The sequence below is a fragment of the Deltaproteobacteria bacterium genome, from assembly GCA_016874755.1.
Taxonomy (GTDB): domain Bacteria; phylum Desulfobacterota; class Binatia; order UBA9968; family UBA9968; genus DP-20.
The window spans coordinates 13,373-30,771 of record VGTH01000029.1 but is presented as its reverse complement, the minus strand read 5'-3'; the positions used below and the strand labels follow the sequence as shown (position 1 = coordinate 30,771).

Below are 17,399 nucleotides of genomic sequence, written 5' to 3'. Positions count from 1 at the left end.
GATAGGGTGAAGCGACTCCTATGGTCACTTATCTCTCCCGCCGCCTCGCCGGCACGATTCCCGTGCTGCTGCTGATCAGCTTGCTGGTGTTCCTGCTGATCCACGCCGCGCCGGGCGATCCGACTTTGATGCTGCTCGGAGAAGAGACTAATGCCGCGGAGGTAGCCAAAGCCAAAGAGCGCTGGGGGTTGGATCAGCCGATCTATGTTCAATACTGGCGCTTCTTGAAGTCGGCGGCCACCGGCGATTTTGGCAAATCGTTCAAGTATGCCGAGCCGGTCACCTCGGTGATCAGAACGCGCCTGCCGGCCACCATCGAGCTCGCGTGCTTCGCGATTCTAATCGCGACGCTGCTGGCGATTCCGCTCGGTGTATGGGCGGGCTCTCGGCCGAATTCGTGGATCGACAATCTCGGTACCACTTGCGGCCTATTCGGCATCAGCATGCCGAGCTTTTGGCTGGCGATCATGCTGATACTTTTCCTCGCCGGCATCTTGAATATCTTGCCCACCTCGGGCCGCAGCACCTATGGCATCGCTGGGCCGGACCAGACCGGTTTTTACATTTTCGACAGCATTCGGCAGAATAATTGGCGCGCGGTCTGGGACGCTCTGACCCATATCTTCATGCCGGCATTAGCATTGGGCGTAAATATGTTGGGAATATTGATGCGCGTGACGCGCTCGTCAATTTTGGAAGTCATGAACGAAGACTACGTGCGCACCGCTCGTTCCAAGGGCCTGCAGGAACAAAAAGTCGTCTGGCGTCATGTCACGAGCAACGCCTTGATCCCCGTCGTCACCGTGGTCGGGCTGGAGTTGGGCACGCTGCTCAGCGGCTCAATCATTGTCGAGACCGTGTTCGCCTGGCCGGGCAGCGGCAGCTTGTTGATCACGGCGCTGAACGCGCGCGACTATCCACTGGTGACCGGTCTGGTGATGACCTATACAATGGCGTTTGTCACTATCAACTTAATCATCGACGCACTCTATGCAGTCATTGACCCTCGAATCCGCTACTGAAGAAAAAGCCGGCTTGCTGACGCGCTTTTTCGCCCGGCTCAATGCCAAAGCCTTCACCGGCGGCTTGATCGTGCTGGCGTTCATCTTCATTGGCGTCTTCGGCCCGCTGATTGCGCCCCATGACCCGAACAAACAGGAATTGACAGCGATGATGCGCGCGCCCCAAGGCATGGGCGCGCAGCACGTGCTCGGCACCGACAATCTAGGACGCGATATTTTGAGCCGCGTCATTTACGGCGCGCGGATTTCGCTGCTGGTCGCCTTCGCTGTGGTTTTTATCTCGGGCTTCGTCGGCATCAGCCTGGGCGCCATCTCCGGCTATTTCGGCGGCAAGGTCGACTTCCTGATTCAGAAATTGGTCGAAGTCGTTTGGGCCTTTCCGCCGCTCTTGCTCGGCATCACCATCATGGCCTTTCTCGGCCAGGGACTATTCAATCTTATCCTTGCGTTGATCGCCCAGCGCTGGATTCCCTATTGCCGCGTCGTGCGCGCGCAAACGCTGTCTTTGCGCGCGCGCGACTTCGTCACCGCGGCGCAGTCCCTCGGCTCGGGCAATCTCAAAATAATCGTCCGTCACATTATTCCCAATTTGATACAAACCTCCTTGGTGATCGGCACCTTTGCCATGGCTTCGTCCATAATCGCCGAAGCGAGTTTGAGCTTCCTCGGCGTCGGCGTGCCGCCGAGCATTCCCACCTGGGGCACCATGCTGGCCGACGCGCGCATTTATATCAGCACCGCCTGGTGGCTGCCGCTGTTTCCCGGGCTGTGCATCTTCGTCACAGTGCTTGGCATCAACCTGCTCGGCGACGCGCTCCGCGACATTCTCGACCCGCGACTGAAACGGACCGGGTCCGGCATCTAGTTTTGAGTTTTGGGTTTTGGGTTTCGAGTTATTCGGAGCTCGGTCGCGTTTTTGGGTTCGTCAAACCCGAAACTCGTAACACGGAACCCGAAACTTCATTGATTCCCACCCACTCTCGTGTACATTACTCAAAATGCGCAAAACCAAAATCGTCTGCACGATTGGGCCGGCGACCTCATCGGACAGAATGATCGAAGGGCTCATTCGTTCCGGCATGAATGTCGCCCGCCTGAACTTCAGCCATGGCGACTACACATCGCACCGCCGCGTCATCCGAAAAATTCGCCAACTCGAACGCAAGCTCGCCGAACCGGTTGCGATTCTCCAAGATCTGCCGGGTCCAAAGATTCGCATTGGCTCTGTCGCCGGCGACCGCGTGCGGCTACAGAACCGCCGACCTTTCGTGCTGACGCGCCGCAAAGTGTTGGGCTCCGAGCTCGCTGTCTCCGTCAATTTTGCCGGCCTGACCGACGCGGTGAAAAAAGGCGACCCGATCTTGCTCGGCGACGGCGAGATCGAGCTCGAGGCCGAGCAAGTGAGCGGACAAGAGGTCAAGTGCAAGATCATCGTCGGCGGCATCCTCGGCTCGCACAAGGGCATTCACTTTCCCAAGAGCACGCTCAACATTCGCGCGCTGACGGCGGAGGATAAGAAGCATCTCGCCTTCGGCATCGAGAACAACGTGGATATTGTCGGCCTCTCCTTTGTGCGCACCGCCGAAGACATTCACTACGCGCGCCGGGAAATGAAAAAGCTCGGCGGCAAACTGCCGCTCATCGCCAAGATCGAAAAGCACGAAGCGCTGGATAATCTGGATGCTATTCTTGACGCCGTCGATGGCTTGATGGTCGCGCGCGGCGATCTCGGCCTGGAGATCGCCCAGGAGCGCATCCCCACCGTGCAAAAGGACATGATTCGCAAAGCCAATCACCTCGGCAAACCGGTGATCACCGCTACTCAGATGCTGCGCTCGATGGTGTGGAACCCGCGGCCGACCCGCGCTGAGATCACCGACATCGCCAACGCCATTCTCGACGGCACCGACGCCTTGATGCTCTCGGAAGAAACCGCGGCCGGCGAATATCCCCTCGATGCGGTGCGCATCATGGCACAGGTCGCCGAGGAAACCGAAAAGATTCTCGAGCCGCGCCGGCGCTTCGAAGGTTTGGAGAAAACGATTCCCGAGGCGATCAGTCTAGGCGCGATCTCACTGGCGCGCGATCTCCACGTAAAGGCTTTCCTGATTCCCACGACCTCTGGCAGCACTGCGCGCTTGATCGCCCGCTATCGCCCAACCCAACCGCTCATCGCCGTCAGTCCCGACCCGCAGACAGTCAAAATGCTCTGCCTGGTCTGGGGCACCCATCCCATCAAAGTAAACGGCTTCAAAAGCACCGACGAAATGGTGCGCATGCTGCAGCGCAAAGCGGTGGAATCCGGTGTGGTCAAACGCGGCGACCTGGTCGCCATCACCGCCGGTTTGCCGCTGCACGTCACCGGCAGCACCAACATGATCACGGTTAAGAACATCGAGTAACCAAACCCAGTTGGTTCCAGCCGTTCAATCCCTTCGGTACGCGCTTCGCGCCGCTCGCCTTGCAAGCTGCGCTTAAATCGAGCTAGATTGAGCCACTTAACCCGCGGAGATGAGCTATGGCATCCGAAGCACTTCAAGCGTTTGAGAAAGAACTGGAAAGCAAAAGTTTCAAAGGCTACTGGCAAAACGTCCAGGGCGACGTCAAGCGCGAGCCGGTGCCTTCTTTCGGCGCCTGTCATTGGAAAGGCAAGGACATGTTCGCGCTCATGGAAAAAGCTGGCGACGTCGTCGGTTTGGATGTCTCATTTCGCCGGGTGATTCAAATGTGGAATCCATCGCTCAAGAACGGCACGACGCGCACATTGGTGTTGAATCTTCAGCTACTCAAGCCGGGCGAAGACGCGCTGTCGCACCGCCACATGGCCGGCGCCATTCGGTTTATCTTAAAAGGTCACGGCACTCGGCTGATCGTCGAAGGCGAAGCGTTCGAGATCGGCGAAGGCGACTTCGTCACCACGCCGAGTTGGACCTGGCACGATCACGAGAACCGCGTCGAGCCGATGATGTGGCTCGATGGTCTCGATGCGCCGCTGGTTCGTCTGCTCGAAACCGATTTTCACGAGCCCGACGGGCGCAGGAAACAAACCGTCACACGGCCGGAGGGCTACACCCTGGCCACCACCGGCGCGCTGCGCCCCGCCTGGATGAAACAAAACTCGGTTCAGCCTCCGGCGTTTTGCTACAAATGGGCCGACACTGAAAAAGCTCTGCACGCCGTCGGCGAGCAGCCCGGCGACCTGTACAATGGCATCGTGCTCAACTATGCCAACCCTGCTACTGGCGGGCCGACGCTGCCAACCATGGACTGCCAGGTCCACATGCTGCGCCCGGGAGAAAAGACTAAAAGTCACAAACACACGAGCTCCGACATCTATCATGTCTGGCGCGGCAGCGGCGTTAGCTACGTCGGCGACCAGAAATTCGAATGGGAACAAGGCGACTCCTTCGTCGTGCCGCTCTGGCAGAGCCACCGCCATGAGAACACCGCGAAAGATCCGGCGATCTTCTTTGTCATGAACGACCGGCCGTTGATGGACGCCATCGGCCACTATCGCGAACAAGCAGATTGACGTTCACCACGAGGAACTATCGTGGCTCGTCGCTCGTGCTCGTGTTCGTTTCGGATTTTCCGGCGAGCACGAGCCACGATCACGAGACACGAGCCCCAGACTTGGTGTCTCCGTGGTAAATCCGTTCCGCTTTCTGCCACCCGAAGGAGTCATTTCTATGTTCACTCTGGACCGCAAACTCGGCGCCGACGAATTCATCGACAAGTTCTTCGAAGTCAACCGCCTCGATCACCAGAACTCGCCGCAGCACCCGTGGGATGAACTGTTCCGCAACGGCAAGTGCACGCGCGAACAGCTGCAAGGCTGGGGCAAAGAACGCTACTACTTCACCAAGCAAGTGCCGGTGAAAGAGTACTCGATTCTCTACAACTGCCCGCACGTGGACGTGCGCCGCATGTGGCTGCCCAAGGCCATCGAAGAAGAAGGCGAAGATTTGATCGGCAAATCCGGCAAGCCCCATCCGGAATATTGGCTCGACGTCTGCGTCGGCATGGGCATGAACCGCGACTTCGTGAAACACTCCGAGCCGCTCTACGGTGTTAAGTTCGCGGTTGACGCGTTTGCCAACGCCGCGTTCAAAACCTCTTGGCTGCTCGGCGTCGCCGTCTCCGAGGGCGACGACACGGCCAAGGCAATGACGCGCGATCTGGATATCTTTCGCAAACACTACCAATGGGTAGCAGACGACGCGCTGACATTTTATAAGCTCCACGCCGACGTCGACGTCGAGCATGGCGTGATCCGAAAAGAGATTCTCAAAAAGTACGCCGACACCAAAGAGCTGCAGGAAGCCTGCATCAACGCCCAGATCATGAAAAACAACATGCGCCGCGTAATGGCCGACTGCATCTACATGACCTACGTCGTTCAAGGCCGGCGCGCCGAACAGACCGCCAACTCGGGCGAAAGCGCGGCGCCGCTGCACTAAGAAACGATGCGCCGCACTTGTCTACGGGCAAAAGCATCTCCAGAAATCAATTCACGTCGACCTCGAAGGCGTGCGTCACTTGCTGAAGACCCTTGGCAAGGAAGGCATTGGCGCCAACCCCAGCCAATTCGTCGACGCATCGCTAATGCAAGAGATCGACAAAGCCCGCTAGCCCGAATTATTCATGCGACCGGGAAAACCGATGACACTGTGTCGATCGAAGTGGAACTCTGGAGGAGCGCAGGCATCAGCGCAAATCGTTCGGTTTAATTCGCCGATGCTGGGCATCTCTTCGACCTTTCCACTGCGATTCGCAGAGCAGGGCGACCGCCGGTCGCCCCTACAAGGCGGCGTCGAAGCGGATATCTGTTGCCTTCGCTCCGGAAGAGTTTCACTTCGATCGCGCCGCAGCGATGAATAATCCGGGCTAGGCCGACCGACAAATCTGAGCCCAGCCCAACTTTCTTGTTGACAGATCGTGACTGCTTCCTTACACTTCGTGGTGAACAGGGAAAGGAGGTGGTCCAGACATGATTGATAAATGTACTGACTGTGAGGTGGCTGAGACTTAGGCTCTAGGCGGATTTCTGTGAAGGGAATTCGGGCCTAGAGCCTGGGAATTCCCCTCAGTCCACCTACGGGGCCGCCCGGCGCAAGCTTGGCGGCCCCTATCATTTTAAACAACCGCCAATCGTTAAGATGTAAGGGCGCGATGAATTGCGCCCAACTGGCTACTGTTTGTACAGAATCGCAAGCGCGACTTCAGCGGATTTTTTTAATTGCGCATTTTCTCCCGCCGCCGCGGCCTGCAGCGCTTGCATCAACTCAACGGAAGGCGAGCCCAAGTTGGCCAAGGTAATCGCCGCAGCGTTGCGCACCCGCAAGTCATCGTCGTGCAGAAACCTTTGTAGCAGATCATCGCGTTCGCTGGCTCCGGCATCGCGGCGTCTTTTTAAGCTTGTAATAGCCGCCACCCGCACCGTTGCGTCGACGTCGCACACAGCTCGCACCATGGCCAGCAGACTCTCAGCGTCCTCCAATTCCAAATCGCGCAAGCAATAAATCGCCATGCGTTTTTGATTGACCGTCCCGCTGGTGAGCAGGTCCATGAACCAAGTCACAAGTTCGCCATGGCTCTTGGCAATGCGGTTCAGTAGCAGCGCGATCGCCCAGCGGATGTCAGGTTCACGATGGTCGAGCCCGGCGAGTAGCGATCGAATCACCGCACCGGACGGCTCGGGCAATTGACCAAGAATGTAGGCGATCGGCCAGCGGTTAGACTGGGCTTGGTTCAGTAACCCCTCGAGTTGAGATCGTAGCGCTTCGGATTGTAAGGCTAGAGGGGTTAACGCATCGACGGCGGCGCGAATTTTGGGTTTGTCCGAAGAATTGAGAGACTCTACCAGTTGCGCAACCCGATTCCGATCAACGCTCATGTTCGATTGGTCCAAGAACGGGGCTGTACCGCGGACAGCAAAGCTAACAACGGGCGAAAAACTCGGAACACGAGACCCGAAACTCTAAACCTATACTTCCAAGAACTGCGGGCAGTCGGTGAGGTTGCGGTTGCCTTTGTCTTTGACGACGACAACGTCTTCCAGGCGCACGCCGCCCAGGCCTATGTAATAGAGCCCCGGCTCCACCGTGACGACGTGGCCGGTCTTCAGCGTTGCGTCCACCGGTGCGATGCGCGGCGCTTCGTGGATGTCGAGGCCCAGGCCATGGCCGGTGCCGTGAAAAAATCCCTGCATGCGGCCGCCGATGCGGCCCGTGTTAAAGCCGCGCGCGGCGAACAGGTCGAGAATTTTTTGATGCACTTCACGGCCGTTGATGCCGGCGCGGATCAAGTCAAAGCCGATCTGCTGGCCAGCCTGCACCGTGGCATACATTTCTTTCAACGTTTCCGAGGCCCGCCCGCGCACCACCGTGCGGCTCAAGTCGCCGAAGTAGCCGTTTTTCTGCGAGCGCGGAAAGATATCGAAGATGATCGAAGTGTTCGCCTTGATCGGCCCAGTGCCTTCATGATGCGGATCGACGCACTGGTTGCCGGAAGAGATAATCGTGTGGCTCGGCAGCCAGCCCTGCGCCATGATCGTCGTGTTGACGGCGGTCTTGAGCATCTCCGACGTCAAGCGCGTGCCGTTGACATAAAGGTAGCCGTCGCGCTTGGGCTGGGTGCGTTTGAGCAGCCGGATGCCCGCTTCGAGGCCGAGTACTGCGATGCGCAGCGACTCGGTGATTTGTTTTACTTCGATGTTGTTCTTAGTTTCCCTCTCCGCAAAAAACGGATCGCGGCGGATTTGCACGCTAAACCCTTTGGCGCGCAGCTGATCGCTCAAAAGCGCGGGAAAATTTGCCGGCACGATCAACTTGCGAATGCCCCGCTCGCGAAAGATCAAATCGAGAATATCGATCATCGCCGGCACTTTGCCGGCCTTGCGAAGCTTTTTCTGATACGCCGACAGCGACAGCACTTTATCGGCGCGCGACTGCTTCTTGGCGCGATCGATCTCCAAATCGCTCATGACGACAAAGCTCGTCTCTTTGTGCGCAAAGAAGATAAACGGGTCGGGCACGAAAAAACCCACCGCATACAGCATGTTCGAATCGCCCTCGCTCGCCGAAACCAGCAAGAGCGCTTCGTCACTTTTCAATTTGTGGGAGTCTTCTGGTGCCACTTCCGCGACGGATTTGCGTTGGCGATTTTTTACATCGAACATTTTTGTGCGGCTTAACACTTACTAAAGTATTGTTTAAGAAGGCTAACAATTCCCCCGCACAACTTCAAGGTATTCTTGCCCGCTGTCGAGGCCAAATTCGTTTGACTCATGGACCGTGTCTGTTATGATCGCGGCACTCGCCGGGCGGGTGAGGGTTCAATTCTTCATCCAAGGAAAGTTTTTCTCGATGGCCATCGATAACGTCGACAAGTTGCGCGACTTGAATCAGCGCGCCGAAGCGGGCGGCGGCTCGGAGCGCGCCAAACGCCAGCACGAACAAGGCAAACTGTTGGCGCGCGAGCGCCTCGATATTCTCCTCGACAGCGGCAGCTTCGTTGAAATGGACAAGCTGCGCACCCACGACTGCACCGATTTTGGCCTCGACAAACAAAAATTTCTCGGCGACGCAGTGGTCACCGGCTACGGCGCCATCGACGGCCGGCTGGTTTACGTCTACTCCCAAGACTTCACGGTTTTCGGCGGCAGCTTGAGCAAAGTGGTCGCCGACAAGATCTGCAAAGTCATGGATTTGGCAATGAAGAACGGCGCGCCGATCATCGGCATCAACGACTCCGGCGGCGCGCGCATTCAAGAAGGGGTCGACAGCTTGGCCGGCTACGGCGAAATCTTTCAGCGCAACGTGATGGCTTCGGGCGTCGTGCCGCAGCTGACCGCAATCCTCGGCCCGTGCGCCGGTGGCGCGGTCTATTCGCCGGCGGTGACCGATTTTATCTTCATGGCCAAGACCAATAGCTATATGTTCATCACCGGGCCGGACGTCATCAAGACCGTCACCCATGAAGATGTCACCAAAGAGGCCCTCGGCGGCGCCGAAGCCCATAGCAGCAAGAGCGGCGTCTGCCACTTCACGGCCAATACCGAAAAAGATTGTTTGGTCATGATGCGCGAGCTACTGAGCTTTCTGCCCAGCAATAATCAGGAAGACCCGCCGTTTCGCTCGACCCCCGACGATCCGCTGCGGCGCGACAAACGGCTGCGCGATCTGGTGCCGGACAATCCGAACCGCCCCTATGACATGAAAGAATTAATCGCTGCCGTGGTCGACGAAGGCTACTTCTACGAAGTGCAGCGCGAGTTCGCTCACAATATTCTCGTCGGCTTTGCGCGCCTGGGCGGCCGCCCGGTCGGCATCGTTGCCAATCAACCCAACGCATTGGCCGGCTGCCTCGACATCAACGCGTCGGTCAAAGCCGCGCGCTTCATTCGCTTCTGCGACTGCTTCAATATTCCGATCGTGACATTCGTCGACGTGCCGGGTTTTCTGCCGGGCACCGATCAAGAGTATCACGGCATTATTCGCCACGGCGCGAAATTGCTCTACGCCTACGCCGAGGCGACCGTGCCGAAAATCACCATCGTCACACGCAAAGCCTACGGCGGCGGTTACATTGTCATGGCCAGCAAACACCTGCGCGGCGACGTCAATCTCGCCTACCCCACCGGCGAAATCGCCGTCATGGGTCCGGAGGGCGCCATCAACATCGTCTTCCGTGAAGCTCTGCAAAAAGCCAGCGACCCGGCCAAAGCGCGCGAAGAGCAGATCGCCAACTACCGCGAGACTTTTGCCAACCCGTTCAAAGCCGCCGAAGCCGGCTACATCGATGCGATTATTTATCCCGAGGATACGCGCCCGACGTTGATCCGGTCGTTGGAGATGCTCAAAAACAAGCAAGACCACAATCCGCCGAAGAAGCATGGGAATATTCCGCTCTAAAATAGGCCATAGGCAACAGGCCACAGGCAGCAGGCGGAAGACATCCTCTCCGATTCTTACTGTTGCCTGTTGCCTCACGCCGGTTGCCTATACGGCTTTTCGTCAAAAATGTTCAAGCGAATACTAATCGCCAACCGCGGCGAAATCGCCGTGCGCATCACCCGCGCCTGCCGCGAGCTCGATATCGAGACTGTCGCGGTTTACTCCGAAGCCGACCGCGAATCGCTCCACGTCAAATACGCGGACTACGCCTACCCAATCGGCCCCGCGCCCTCGGCGCAGAGCTATCTTGTCATCGATCGAATCATTGACGTCTGCAAAAAGAGCGGCGCCGAAGCGGTTCATCCGGGCTACGGCTTTCTCGCGGAGAACGCCAAGTTCGCGCAGCGCTGCAAAGACGAAGGCATCGTCTTCATCGGCCCGTCGCCGGAAGTCATCGATCAGATGGGCGACAAAGTGAAAGCGCGCGAAGTGATGAAAGCGGCCGGCGTGCCGGTGGTGCCGGGCTCGGAAGGAATTCTCAGCACCGAAGAAGAAGTCCTGCAAACGATGGAGAAGATCGGCTACCCCTGCATGTTGAAAGCCGTGGCCGGCGGCGGCGGCAAGGGTTTGCGGTTGGTGCGCGCACGCCGGGAAGTCTCGTCAGCGTATCGCGCGGTGGGCTCCGAAGCAGCTTCGTCGTTCGGCGATCCACGCCTTTATGTCGAAAAGTTTATCGAGAAGCCGCGCCACGTCGAAATTCAGATTCTCGCCGACAAGTATGGCCGGGTGATTCACCTATACGATCGTGAGTGCTCGATCCAGCGGCGCCATCAAAAAGTCATCGAAGAGTCGCCGGCGCCGGGCCTGGAAGACCGCACGCGCCGGCGCATCGGCCGCATCGCCATCCAAGGGGCGCGCGCCGTCGGCTACGTCGGCGCCGGCACGCTGGAATTTCTTTTGGATCAAGAGCAAAATTTCTATTTCCTCGAAATGAACACGCGCCTGCAGGTGGAGCACGCCGTCACTGAACGGGTGGTCGGCATCGATCTGGTCAAGGCGCAGATCGAGATCGCCGCCGGCGGCTACTTACCCTGGCGCCAGCGGCACATTACGCAGACCGGTCACGCCATCGAGTGCCGCATCTACGCCGAAGACGCTGAGAATCAATTTATGCCCTGCCCCGGCAAGATCGAAGGATTGCGTCTGCCCGAGGGCCTCGGCCTGCGCAATGATTGCGGTGTGTATGAGGGCGCCGAGGTGCCGATCTACTACGATCCGATGATCGCCAAATTGATCACCTGGGGCGAAAATCGCATCGAAGCGATCTTACGCATGCGCCGCGCCCTGCGCGAGTATCAAGTGCGCGGCATCAAAACCAACATTTCATTTCATCAATGGATCCTGCGCCACCCACGCTTCATGTCGGGGGATTTCAGCACCGGTTTCATCGACGAAGAATACCGCAACATGAACAAAGAAGAGGTCTTCCCGCACAAAGACATTGCGCTCGCTTCGGCGGCCATCGCCGCTTTGCACCGCGAGCAAGAAAACACCATCGGGCTGTTGGCCAACCGCGCCGCCCAGCCCTCCAAGTGGCGCGAGCAGGGCAAGCGGAGCGCGTTGCGCACCGCGGCCCGGGGCTGGAAAAGATCGTGATCGGCAGCGATCCGGCTTGGACCCACGGCGAGAGTTTGAAGCCGAACCCCTGAGCGAATAGCTATGGCCTTCATCGCAAAGTTGGGCGAACAATCCTACACCGTCGAAATCGAAGAAAGCGGCAAGTCCGTTTACCGGGTCAACGTCGACGGCCACGAATTCGTAGTCGATGGCAAAAAAACCGGGCGCACCAATTATTCGCTGATCGTCGACAATCGGTCCTTCGAGATCGAGGTCGACAACAGCGAAGACGAGTACCGCGTGCTAGTGGACGGGCGCGTTTATCATATCAACCTATTGGATGAGCGGCGCGTGCGCGTCGGCGAAGCAAGCGGCGCCGCCCTGCAGGGTCGGCAAAAAGTCTCCGTGCCCATGCCGGGCAAAATCATTGCGCTGCTGGTGGCCGAAGGCGACGCTGTGGAGAAAGGTCAGGGCTTGGTGATCGTCGAGGCGATGAAGATGGAAAACGAAGTGCATAGCCCGATCGCCGGCGAAGTCAAAGAAATCAAAGTGAAGCCCGGCGACACGGTGGAAGGCGGCGCGGTGCTGGTGATTGTCGAATGAGGAAAGAAATTCGGAACGCGGTGAGACTAGGATTTTTTCTTTTCCCTCGTCAGCCGGCCGAATTCTTGTAGGTTTTTTCGTTTCATGTTATAGCACGCGCACCATGATTCCTAAGAAATGTTTTTTCACCAAAGGTGTGGGCGTCCATAAAGAAAAGCTAGCGTCCTTCGAGTTGGCGTTGCGCCAAGCGGGTTTGGCTTACTGCAACCTGGTGCTCGTCTCGAGCATCTATCCGCCCTACTGCAAACGGATCTCCAAAGAAGAAGGCACGAAACTCTTGCGCCCCGGCGAGATTGTCTTCTCCGTCTATGATCGCGAAAGCACCAACGAGCCCAACCGGCTGGTGGCGGCTTCGGTGGGTGTTGCGATCCCTGCGGATCAGGAACAGCACGGCTATTTATCCGAGCACCACTCCTTTGGCGAGACTGAAGAGAAGGCCGGCGAGTACGCGGAAGACCTGGCGGCGAGCATGTTGGCGACCACGTTGGGCATCGAGTTCGATCCGGACACCGCGTGGGACGAACGGGAAAATTTATTCAAGATGTCCGGCAAGATCGTCCGAACATCGAACATCACCCAATCGGCCATCGGCAACAAAGACGGCCTTTGGACCACGGTGTTCGCCGCTTGTGCGTTTATCAACGACGACAGTTAGCCGTTTTCGTCTATCTTGTGTCTGCCAAAAAGGCCAACCCACCGGTTGGCCTTTTTTCATTCGGCTTCTCTTTCAAGGCGGTTCATTCTGGCGCGCGCCAGATAAGCCACCCCGATACTCACCCCGTAAAGCACAAACAGCGGCACCATCAAGAAAATCATCGATATGAAATCGGGCGGCGTCAGGATGGCCGCCAGAATGGTGATAACGACCACCGCGTAGCGGCTGTGTTTGATCAAAAATCTGTGATCGATCACGCCAACTCGGGCGAGAAAAAAAGCCGCCACCGGCAGCTGAAACATTGCGCCAAAGGCAAGTACCAACCGCGCCGCCTGCGTCAGATAGTCGCCCACCTGGATCAACGGCTGCACCTGAATCCTCTCATAGTGCCGCAGCATGAATTCCAAACCTTGCTCGATTACGACGAAATAACAAAACGCCGCGCCGGCAAGAAAAAACAGCGAACCGCAGGCGACGAAAGCTCGCGTGTAGCGTTTCTCGTGTTCATAGAGGCCCGGCGCGACAAATTGCCAGCCTTGCCAAAGTAGAACCGGCAGCGCGACCACGATCGCCGCGACAAAAGCCACTTTCATTTTGGTGAAGAAAGCTTCGGCTACGGCGGTACCGATCAAAGTCAGGCCGGGGATTTGCAGGCGCCGCAGCGGCGCTGCCAAGACGGTAAAAATACCGTCGACGGCGTAGAAACAACCGACAAAACCGATGGCAATGGCGATGACGGACTTGACCAGACGGGAGCGCAGCTCGCCCAGGTGAGAAGTAAAAGGCATCTGGACATCCACTGGATGTCCCGGGGAATGTCCCTGGCCCTCCCCTTCAGCCGACGGCATGGTCACTTTTTCTCAGCGGCAGGCGTCGGCGCTGGCGGCGGTGTGGCGGTTTCCGGCGGCATGTTGAGAAACGGATCGTCTTTAGTGGCCACCACTGCAGGCGGTTCGACTTCGCTCTCGATTTTGCGGAACTCGTCTTTCAGCTCATCGGTGGCGCGGCGAAACTCGGCCAAACCTTTACCCAACGTTTTGGCCAACTCCGGGAGCTTCTTTGGACCGAGAACGATCAGGGCCACCGCCAGAATCAACAACAGTTCGGGACCGCCGATGCCAAACATGCAGTTAAGCTAAGTGATTTTGCTGAGCTTGGCAACTGCGCGGCAACAGTGTTAGCTTGAAGTCATGGCGCAGACTGCCGTCGTGGTTGATGACGAATATTTGAAGCACGAGCCGGGCGAGTTCCATCCCGAGCGGCCGGAAAGAATCAAAGTCTTACTCGACATGGCTCACGAGCTCGATGCGGCGAAGTTTCAGCTCATGCCGCCGCGCGCCGCCACCCGCGGCGAGATCGAAGCTTGCCACAGCGCCGATTACTTGAAACTCGTCGCTGCCACGTCGCAGAAAAATCAATACGCGCTCGACGGTGACACGGTCACCTGTCGCGACTCCTTCGGCGTCGCTTTGCTCGCCACCGGCGGGCTGCTGCGGCTGATCGACGCCATCGCCGCCAAGGAGATCGACAACGGTTTTGCCCTCGTACGGCCCCCGGGTCATCATGCCTTGCACGATCGCGCCATGGGCTTTTGCTTATTCAACACAATCGCCGTTGGCGCGGAATATCTCAAACGCGTGCACGGCGCGCGGCGCGTGCTGATCGTCGACTGGGACGTGCACCACGGCAACGGCACCCAGGCGGCATTTTACCAAGACCCTGCCGTGCTGTTTGTGTCAACCCATCAGTTTCCCTATTATCCCGGCAGCGGCGCGATCCATGAAATCGGTGCCGCTGCCGGCCAAGGCTACACACTCAACATTCCGCTGCCTGCCGGCTGCTGCGACGCCGAGTATTTGCGCGCCTTTCAAGAATTGATCGTGCCCAAGGCCAACCAGTTTCAACCCGAGTGGATTTTGGTTTCTGCCGGCTTCGACCCGCACCGACGCGATCCATTGGGCGGCATGGGCGTCACCGAGCAAGGCTTTGGCGCCATGGCCCAGCTGTTGTTGCAACTGGCGCAGGACTCGGCGCAGTCGCGCATCGCCTTTTTGCTGGAAGGCGGCTACGATCTCGCGGCGTTGCGCGACTCGGTCGGCGCGGTTTTGACCACCATGCAAAAACCGCCAACGCAAGCGGTCGCACCGGCGCAGGCTCCCCATATAGAACCGTTGATCCGTACGATTCGCCTCCGCCATGAACCCTATCGGTTACTTTAAGTTCCTCTCGATCTACTCCAAGCGCTCAAAACACTTGAGGAATTTCGCGCAAAGCTGTTGACCCTTGGGGAGCTCTGATCTATTTTCATGGGCAAATCCATTACAAGCTGGTTACGGAATGAGCACGACTGAGCAACGCAGAGTTGTGGTTACAGGCCTTGGTCTAGTTTCACCCCTGGGCTCCGGTGTCGAAAAAAACTGGCAAGCCCTCATGGCCGGCCGCTCCGGCATTCGCAAGATCGACCGGTTCAACGCCGATGCCTTCGCTTCGAAGATCGCTGGCCAGGTGCCGGACTTCAAGGCGGAGGATTACATCGAACCCAAAGAGATCAAAAAAATGGATCTCTTCATCCAGTATGCGCTCGGGGCCACCGCCCAGGCCATGAACGACAGCGGCCTGAAAATCGAAGGGGAATACGCCGAAAACGTTGGCGTCATAATCGGCGTCGGCATGAATGGGCTCGATACTTTAGAAGTCACCAAGGAAGCCTTGATGGCGGGCGGCCCGCGCAAGATCTCGCCGTTTTTTATTCCCAAAGTAATTTCCAACCTGGCGCCCGGCCATGTGGCGATCCGCTACGGCGCCAAGGGCGTTAATTTCACGCCGACCTCAGCGTGCGCGTCCGGCACCCACGCCATCGGCGAGGCCTATCACATGATCCGGCGCGGCGTGCAAGATGCGGTGATTACCGGCGGCGCCGAGGCGGCGATCACACCGTTAGGGGTCGGTGGTTTTTCCGCGATGAAGGCGCTGTCGACGCGCAACGACGAGCCCGAGCGCGCGAGTCGGCCTTTTGACGCCGAGCGCGATGGGTTTGTCATCGGCGAGGGCTCCGGCATTTTGATTCTCGAAGAGCGCGAACATGCGCTGGCCCGCGGCGCGAAGATTTACGCAGAGATCATCGGCTACGCCGCCAACGGCGACGCCCATCACATGACCGCACCGGCGCCCGAGGGCGAAGGCGCAGCGCGCTGCATGCGCTTGGCGCTCAAGGACGCGCAAATCGCGCCCAGCGACGTTAGCTATATCAATGCCCACGGCACATCGACGGAATACAACGACGCCAACGAAACCACCGCGATCAAGACGGTCTTTGGCGAAGGGGCCGCAAAGCTCCCGGTGAGCTCGACGAAATCAATGACCGGCCACCTGCTCGGTGCAGCCGGCGCGGTGGAGGGAGTTTATGCCGTGCTGGCACTGCACCATGGCGTGATTCCGCCGACCATCAATTATGAAAACCCCGACCCCCAATGCGACCTTGACTACGTGCCGAACCAGGCGCGCAAGGCGGCCATCGATGTGGCGCTTTCCAATTCCTTCGGCTTCGGCGGCACCAACGCGTGTGTGATCTTTCGGAGGGCGCAATGAGCGGTGTGAAGCGCCGGAGCGTCATCCTGGGAACCGGGTCGGAGATTCCCAGCAAGATCGTCACCAATCATGATCTGGAAAAAATCGTCGAGACCAGCGACGAATGGATCACCACTCGCACCGGCATTAAAGAACGGCGTATCCTGGAAGAAGGCAAAGGCAATGCCGACATGGCGCTGCGCGCCGCCGAGCGCGCGCTGGCCGATGCCGGCATGGAGGCCAAGGATCTCGACGCCATCATCATGGGCACGGTGTCGCCCGATTATCCATTTCCCAGCTCTGCATGCTTGCTTGAAGACAAGCTCGGCGCGCGCGGGGTTTTTTCTTTTGACGTCAGCGCGGCCTGCTCCGGTTTCATCAACGCCCTGTCGGTGGCCGATGTCTACATCCAAACCGGCCAGGTCAACACCGCCCTGGTGGTGGGCTCAGACACTCTCAGTCGTGTGCTCAATTGGCAAGACCGCGGCACTTGCATCCTCTTCGGCGACGCCGCCGGTGCCGTCGTCCTGAGAGCGGAAGAAAATGGCAAAGGCATTCTTAGCACCAAACTGCGCACCGACGGCTCTTATGCCAAGACTCTATATGTGCGGGCAGGCGGATCGCTTAATCCCGCGACCGAGCATACCGTGCGCAAAAACGAGCACACCATCGCCATGAACGGCAAAGAGGTCTTCAAACTAGCCGTCCGCTCCATGGAGGACATCAGCCGCCAAGCCCTCGACGAAGCAGGTGTCACAGTTGATCAGGTCGCGCTGGTAGTGCCCCACCAAGCCAATCGCAGAATCATCGTCGCTTTGGCCGAGCGTCTGGGCGTGCCCATGGAAAAGGTCATGGTTAACTTGGACAAATACGGCAACACATCGGCAGCATCGATTCCCGTCGCCCTCGACGAAGCGCGCAAACAGGGGCGCATCAAGCCCGGCGATATCGTCTTGCTCAACGCTTTCGGCGCCGGCTTTGCTTGGGGCGCGGCGGTAGTTAAATTCTGAGCCTGTTCCAGCCGTTCAAGCCGATTGA

General features: G+C 58.3%; 16 protein-coding genes. 12 read left to right on the top strand and 4 right to left on the bottom strand.

Features of this window, described 5'->3' with window-relative positions; genetic code table 11:
* The first annotated feature begins 20 nt into the window (after window positions 1-20).
* The 5 genes from FJ145_17325 (at window position 21) to FJ145_17305 (ending at window position 5,482) form a co-directional block, all read left to right on the top strand.
* Window positions 21-1,022, top strand: a complete 1,002-nt coding sequence (locus FJ145_17325; protein MBM4263177.1) for an ABC transporter permease — start codon at window positions 21-23, stop codon at window positions 1,020-1,022.
* Window positions 991-1,887, top strand: coding sequence for an ABC transporter permease (locus tag FJ145_17320; protein ID MBM4263176.1), 897 nt, complete (start codon window positions 991-993; stop codon window positions 1,885-1,887). The genes FJ145_17325 and FJ145_17320 overlap by 32 nt, the downstream gene beginning before the upstream one ends.
* 133 nt (window positions 1,888-2,020) lie before the next feature.
* Window positions 2,021-3,424 carry a pyruvate kinase gene (gene pyk / locus FJ145_17315; protein MBM4263175.1) on the top strand — a complete coding sequence of 468 codons (1,404 nt, stop codon included), beginning with the start codon at window positions 2,021-2,023 and terminating at the stop codon, window positions 3,422-3,424.
* Window positions 3,425-3,540: 116 nt separating this feature from the next.
* Entirely contained in the window at window positions 3,541-4,554 is a 1,014-nt protein-coding gene (locus FJ145_17310) for a cupin domain-containing protein (protein ID MBM4263174.1), read from the top strand.
* A gap of 157 nt (window positions 4,555-4,711) precedes the next feature.
* Window positions 4,712-5,482 (top strand): hypothetical protein, encoded by a 771-nt coding sequence (locus FJ145_17305; protein ID MBM4263173.1) that lies wholly within the window; start codon window positions 4,712-4,714, stop codon window positions 5,480-5,482.
* 731 nt (window positions 5,483-6,213) lie between these two features.
* Here the strand turns inward: FJ145_17305 and FJ145_17300 are convergent.
* Window positions 6,214-6,918, bottom strand: a complete 705-nt coding sequence (locus tag FJ145_17300) for a hypothetical protein (GenBank protein MBM4263172.1) — start codon at window positions 6,916-6,918, stop codon at window positions 6,214-6,216.
* Between the two features lie 90 nt (window positions 6,919-7,008).
* The gene (locus FJ145_17295) at window positions 7,009-8,202 is read right to left on the bottom strand and encodes an aminopeptidase P family protein (GenBank protein MBM4263171.1); all 1,194 of its coding nucleotides are present in this window, start codon (window positions 8,200-8,202) and stop codon (window positions 7,009-7,011) included.
* 187 nt (window positions 8,203-8,389) lie between these two features.
* Between FJ145_17295 and FJ145_17290 the strand changes: the two genes are divergently transcribed.
* The 4 genes from FJ145_17290 to FJ145_17275 all read left to right on the top strand — a co-directional run bounded on the left by FJ145_17290 (window position 8,390) and on the right by FJ145_17275 (window position 12,794).
* Window positions 8,390-9,937 (top strand): methylmalonyl-CoA carboxyltransferase, encoded by a 1,548-nt coding sequence (locus FJ145_17290; protein MBM4263170.1) that lies wholly within the window; start codon window positions 8,390-8,392, stop codon window positions 9,935-9,937.
* Between the two features lie 108 nt (window positions 9,938-10,045).
* Window positions 10,046-11,575 (top strand): acetyl-CoA carboxylase biotin carboxylase subunit, encoded by a 1,530-nt coding sequence (gene accC, locus FJ145_17285; protein ID MBM4263169.1) that lies wholly within the window; start codon window positions 10,046-10,048, stop codon window positions 11,573-11,575.
* A 63-nt stretch (window positions 11,576-11,638) separates the two neighbouring features.
* Window positions 11,639-12,139 carry a biotin/lipoyl-binding protein gene (locus FJ145_17280; GenBank protein ID MBM4263168.1) on the top strand — a complete coding sequence of 167 codons (501 nt, stop codon included), beginning with the start codon at window positions 11,639-11,641 and terminating at the stop codon, window positions 12,137-12,139.
* A gap of 103 nt (window positions 12,140-12,242) precedes the next feature.
* Window positions 12,243-12,794 carry an arginine decarboxylase, pyruvoyl-dependent gene (locus tag FJ145_17275; protein MBM4263167.1) on the top strand — a complete coding sequence of 184 codons (552 nt, stop codon included), beginning with the start codon at window positions 12,243-12,245 and terminating at the stop codon, window positions 12,792-12,794.
* A 56-nt stretch (window positions 12,795-12,850) separates the two neighbouring features.
* Here FJ145_17275 and tatC read toward each other — a convergent pair whose 3' ends face one another.
* Window positions 12,851-13,642, bottom strand: coding sequence for a twin-arginine translocase subunit TatC (tatC, locus tag FJ145_17270; GenBank protein MBM4263166.1), 792 nt, complete (start codon window positions 13,640-13,642; stop codon window positions 12,851-12,853).
* A gap of 2 nt (window positions 13,643-13,644) precedes the next feature.
* Entirely contained in the window at window positions 13,645-13,920 is a 276-nt protein-coding gene (gene tatA, locus FJ145_17265) for a twin-arginine translocase TatA/TatE family subunit (protein ID MBM4263165.1), read from the bottom strand.
* A 64-nt stretch (window positions 13,921-13,984) separates the two neighbouring features.
* Between tatA and FJ145_17260 the strand changes: the two genes are divergently transcribed.
* The 3 genes from FJ145_17260 to FJ145_17250 all read left to right on the top strand — a co-directional run bounded on the left by FJ145_17260 (window position 13,985) and on the right by FJ145_17250 (window position 17,371).
* A complete protein-coding gene (locus tag FJ145_17260; protein MBM4263164.1) occupies window positions 13,985-15,013 on the top strand; it encodes a histone deacetylase in 1,029 nt (342 codons plus the stop codon).
* Window positions 15,014-15,131: 118 nt separating this feature from the next.
* On the top strand, window positions 15,132-16,382 hold the full coding sequence (gene fabF / locus FJ145_17255) for a beta-ketoacyl-ACP synthase II (protein MBM4263163.1): 1,251 nt from the start codon (window positions 15,132-15,134) through the stop codon (window positions 16,380-16,382).
* Window positions 16,379-17,371: a ketoacyl-ACP synthase III gene (locus FJ145_17250; protein ID MBM4263162.1), complete on the top strand. Its 993-nt coding sequence runs from the start codon at window positions 16,379-16,381 to the stop codon at window positions 17,369-17,371. Before fabF ends, FJ145_17250 begins: the two co-directional genes overlap by 4 nt.
* Window positions 17,372-17,399: the final 28 nt, after the last annotated feature.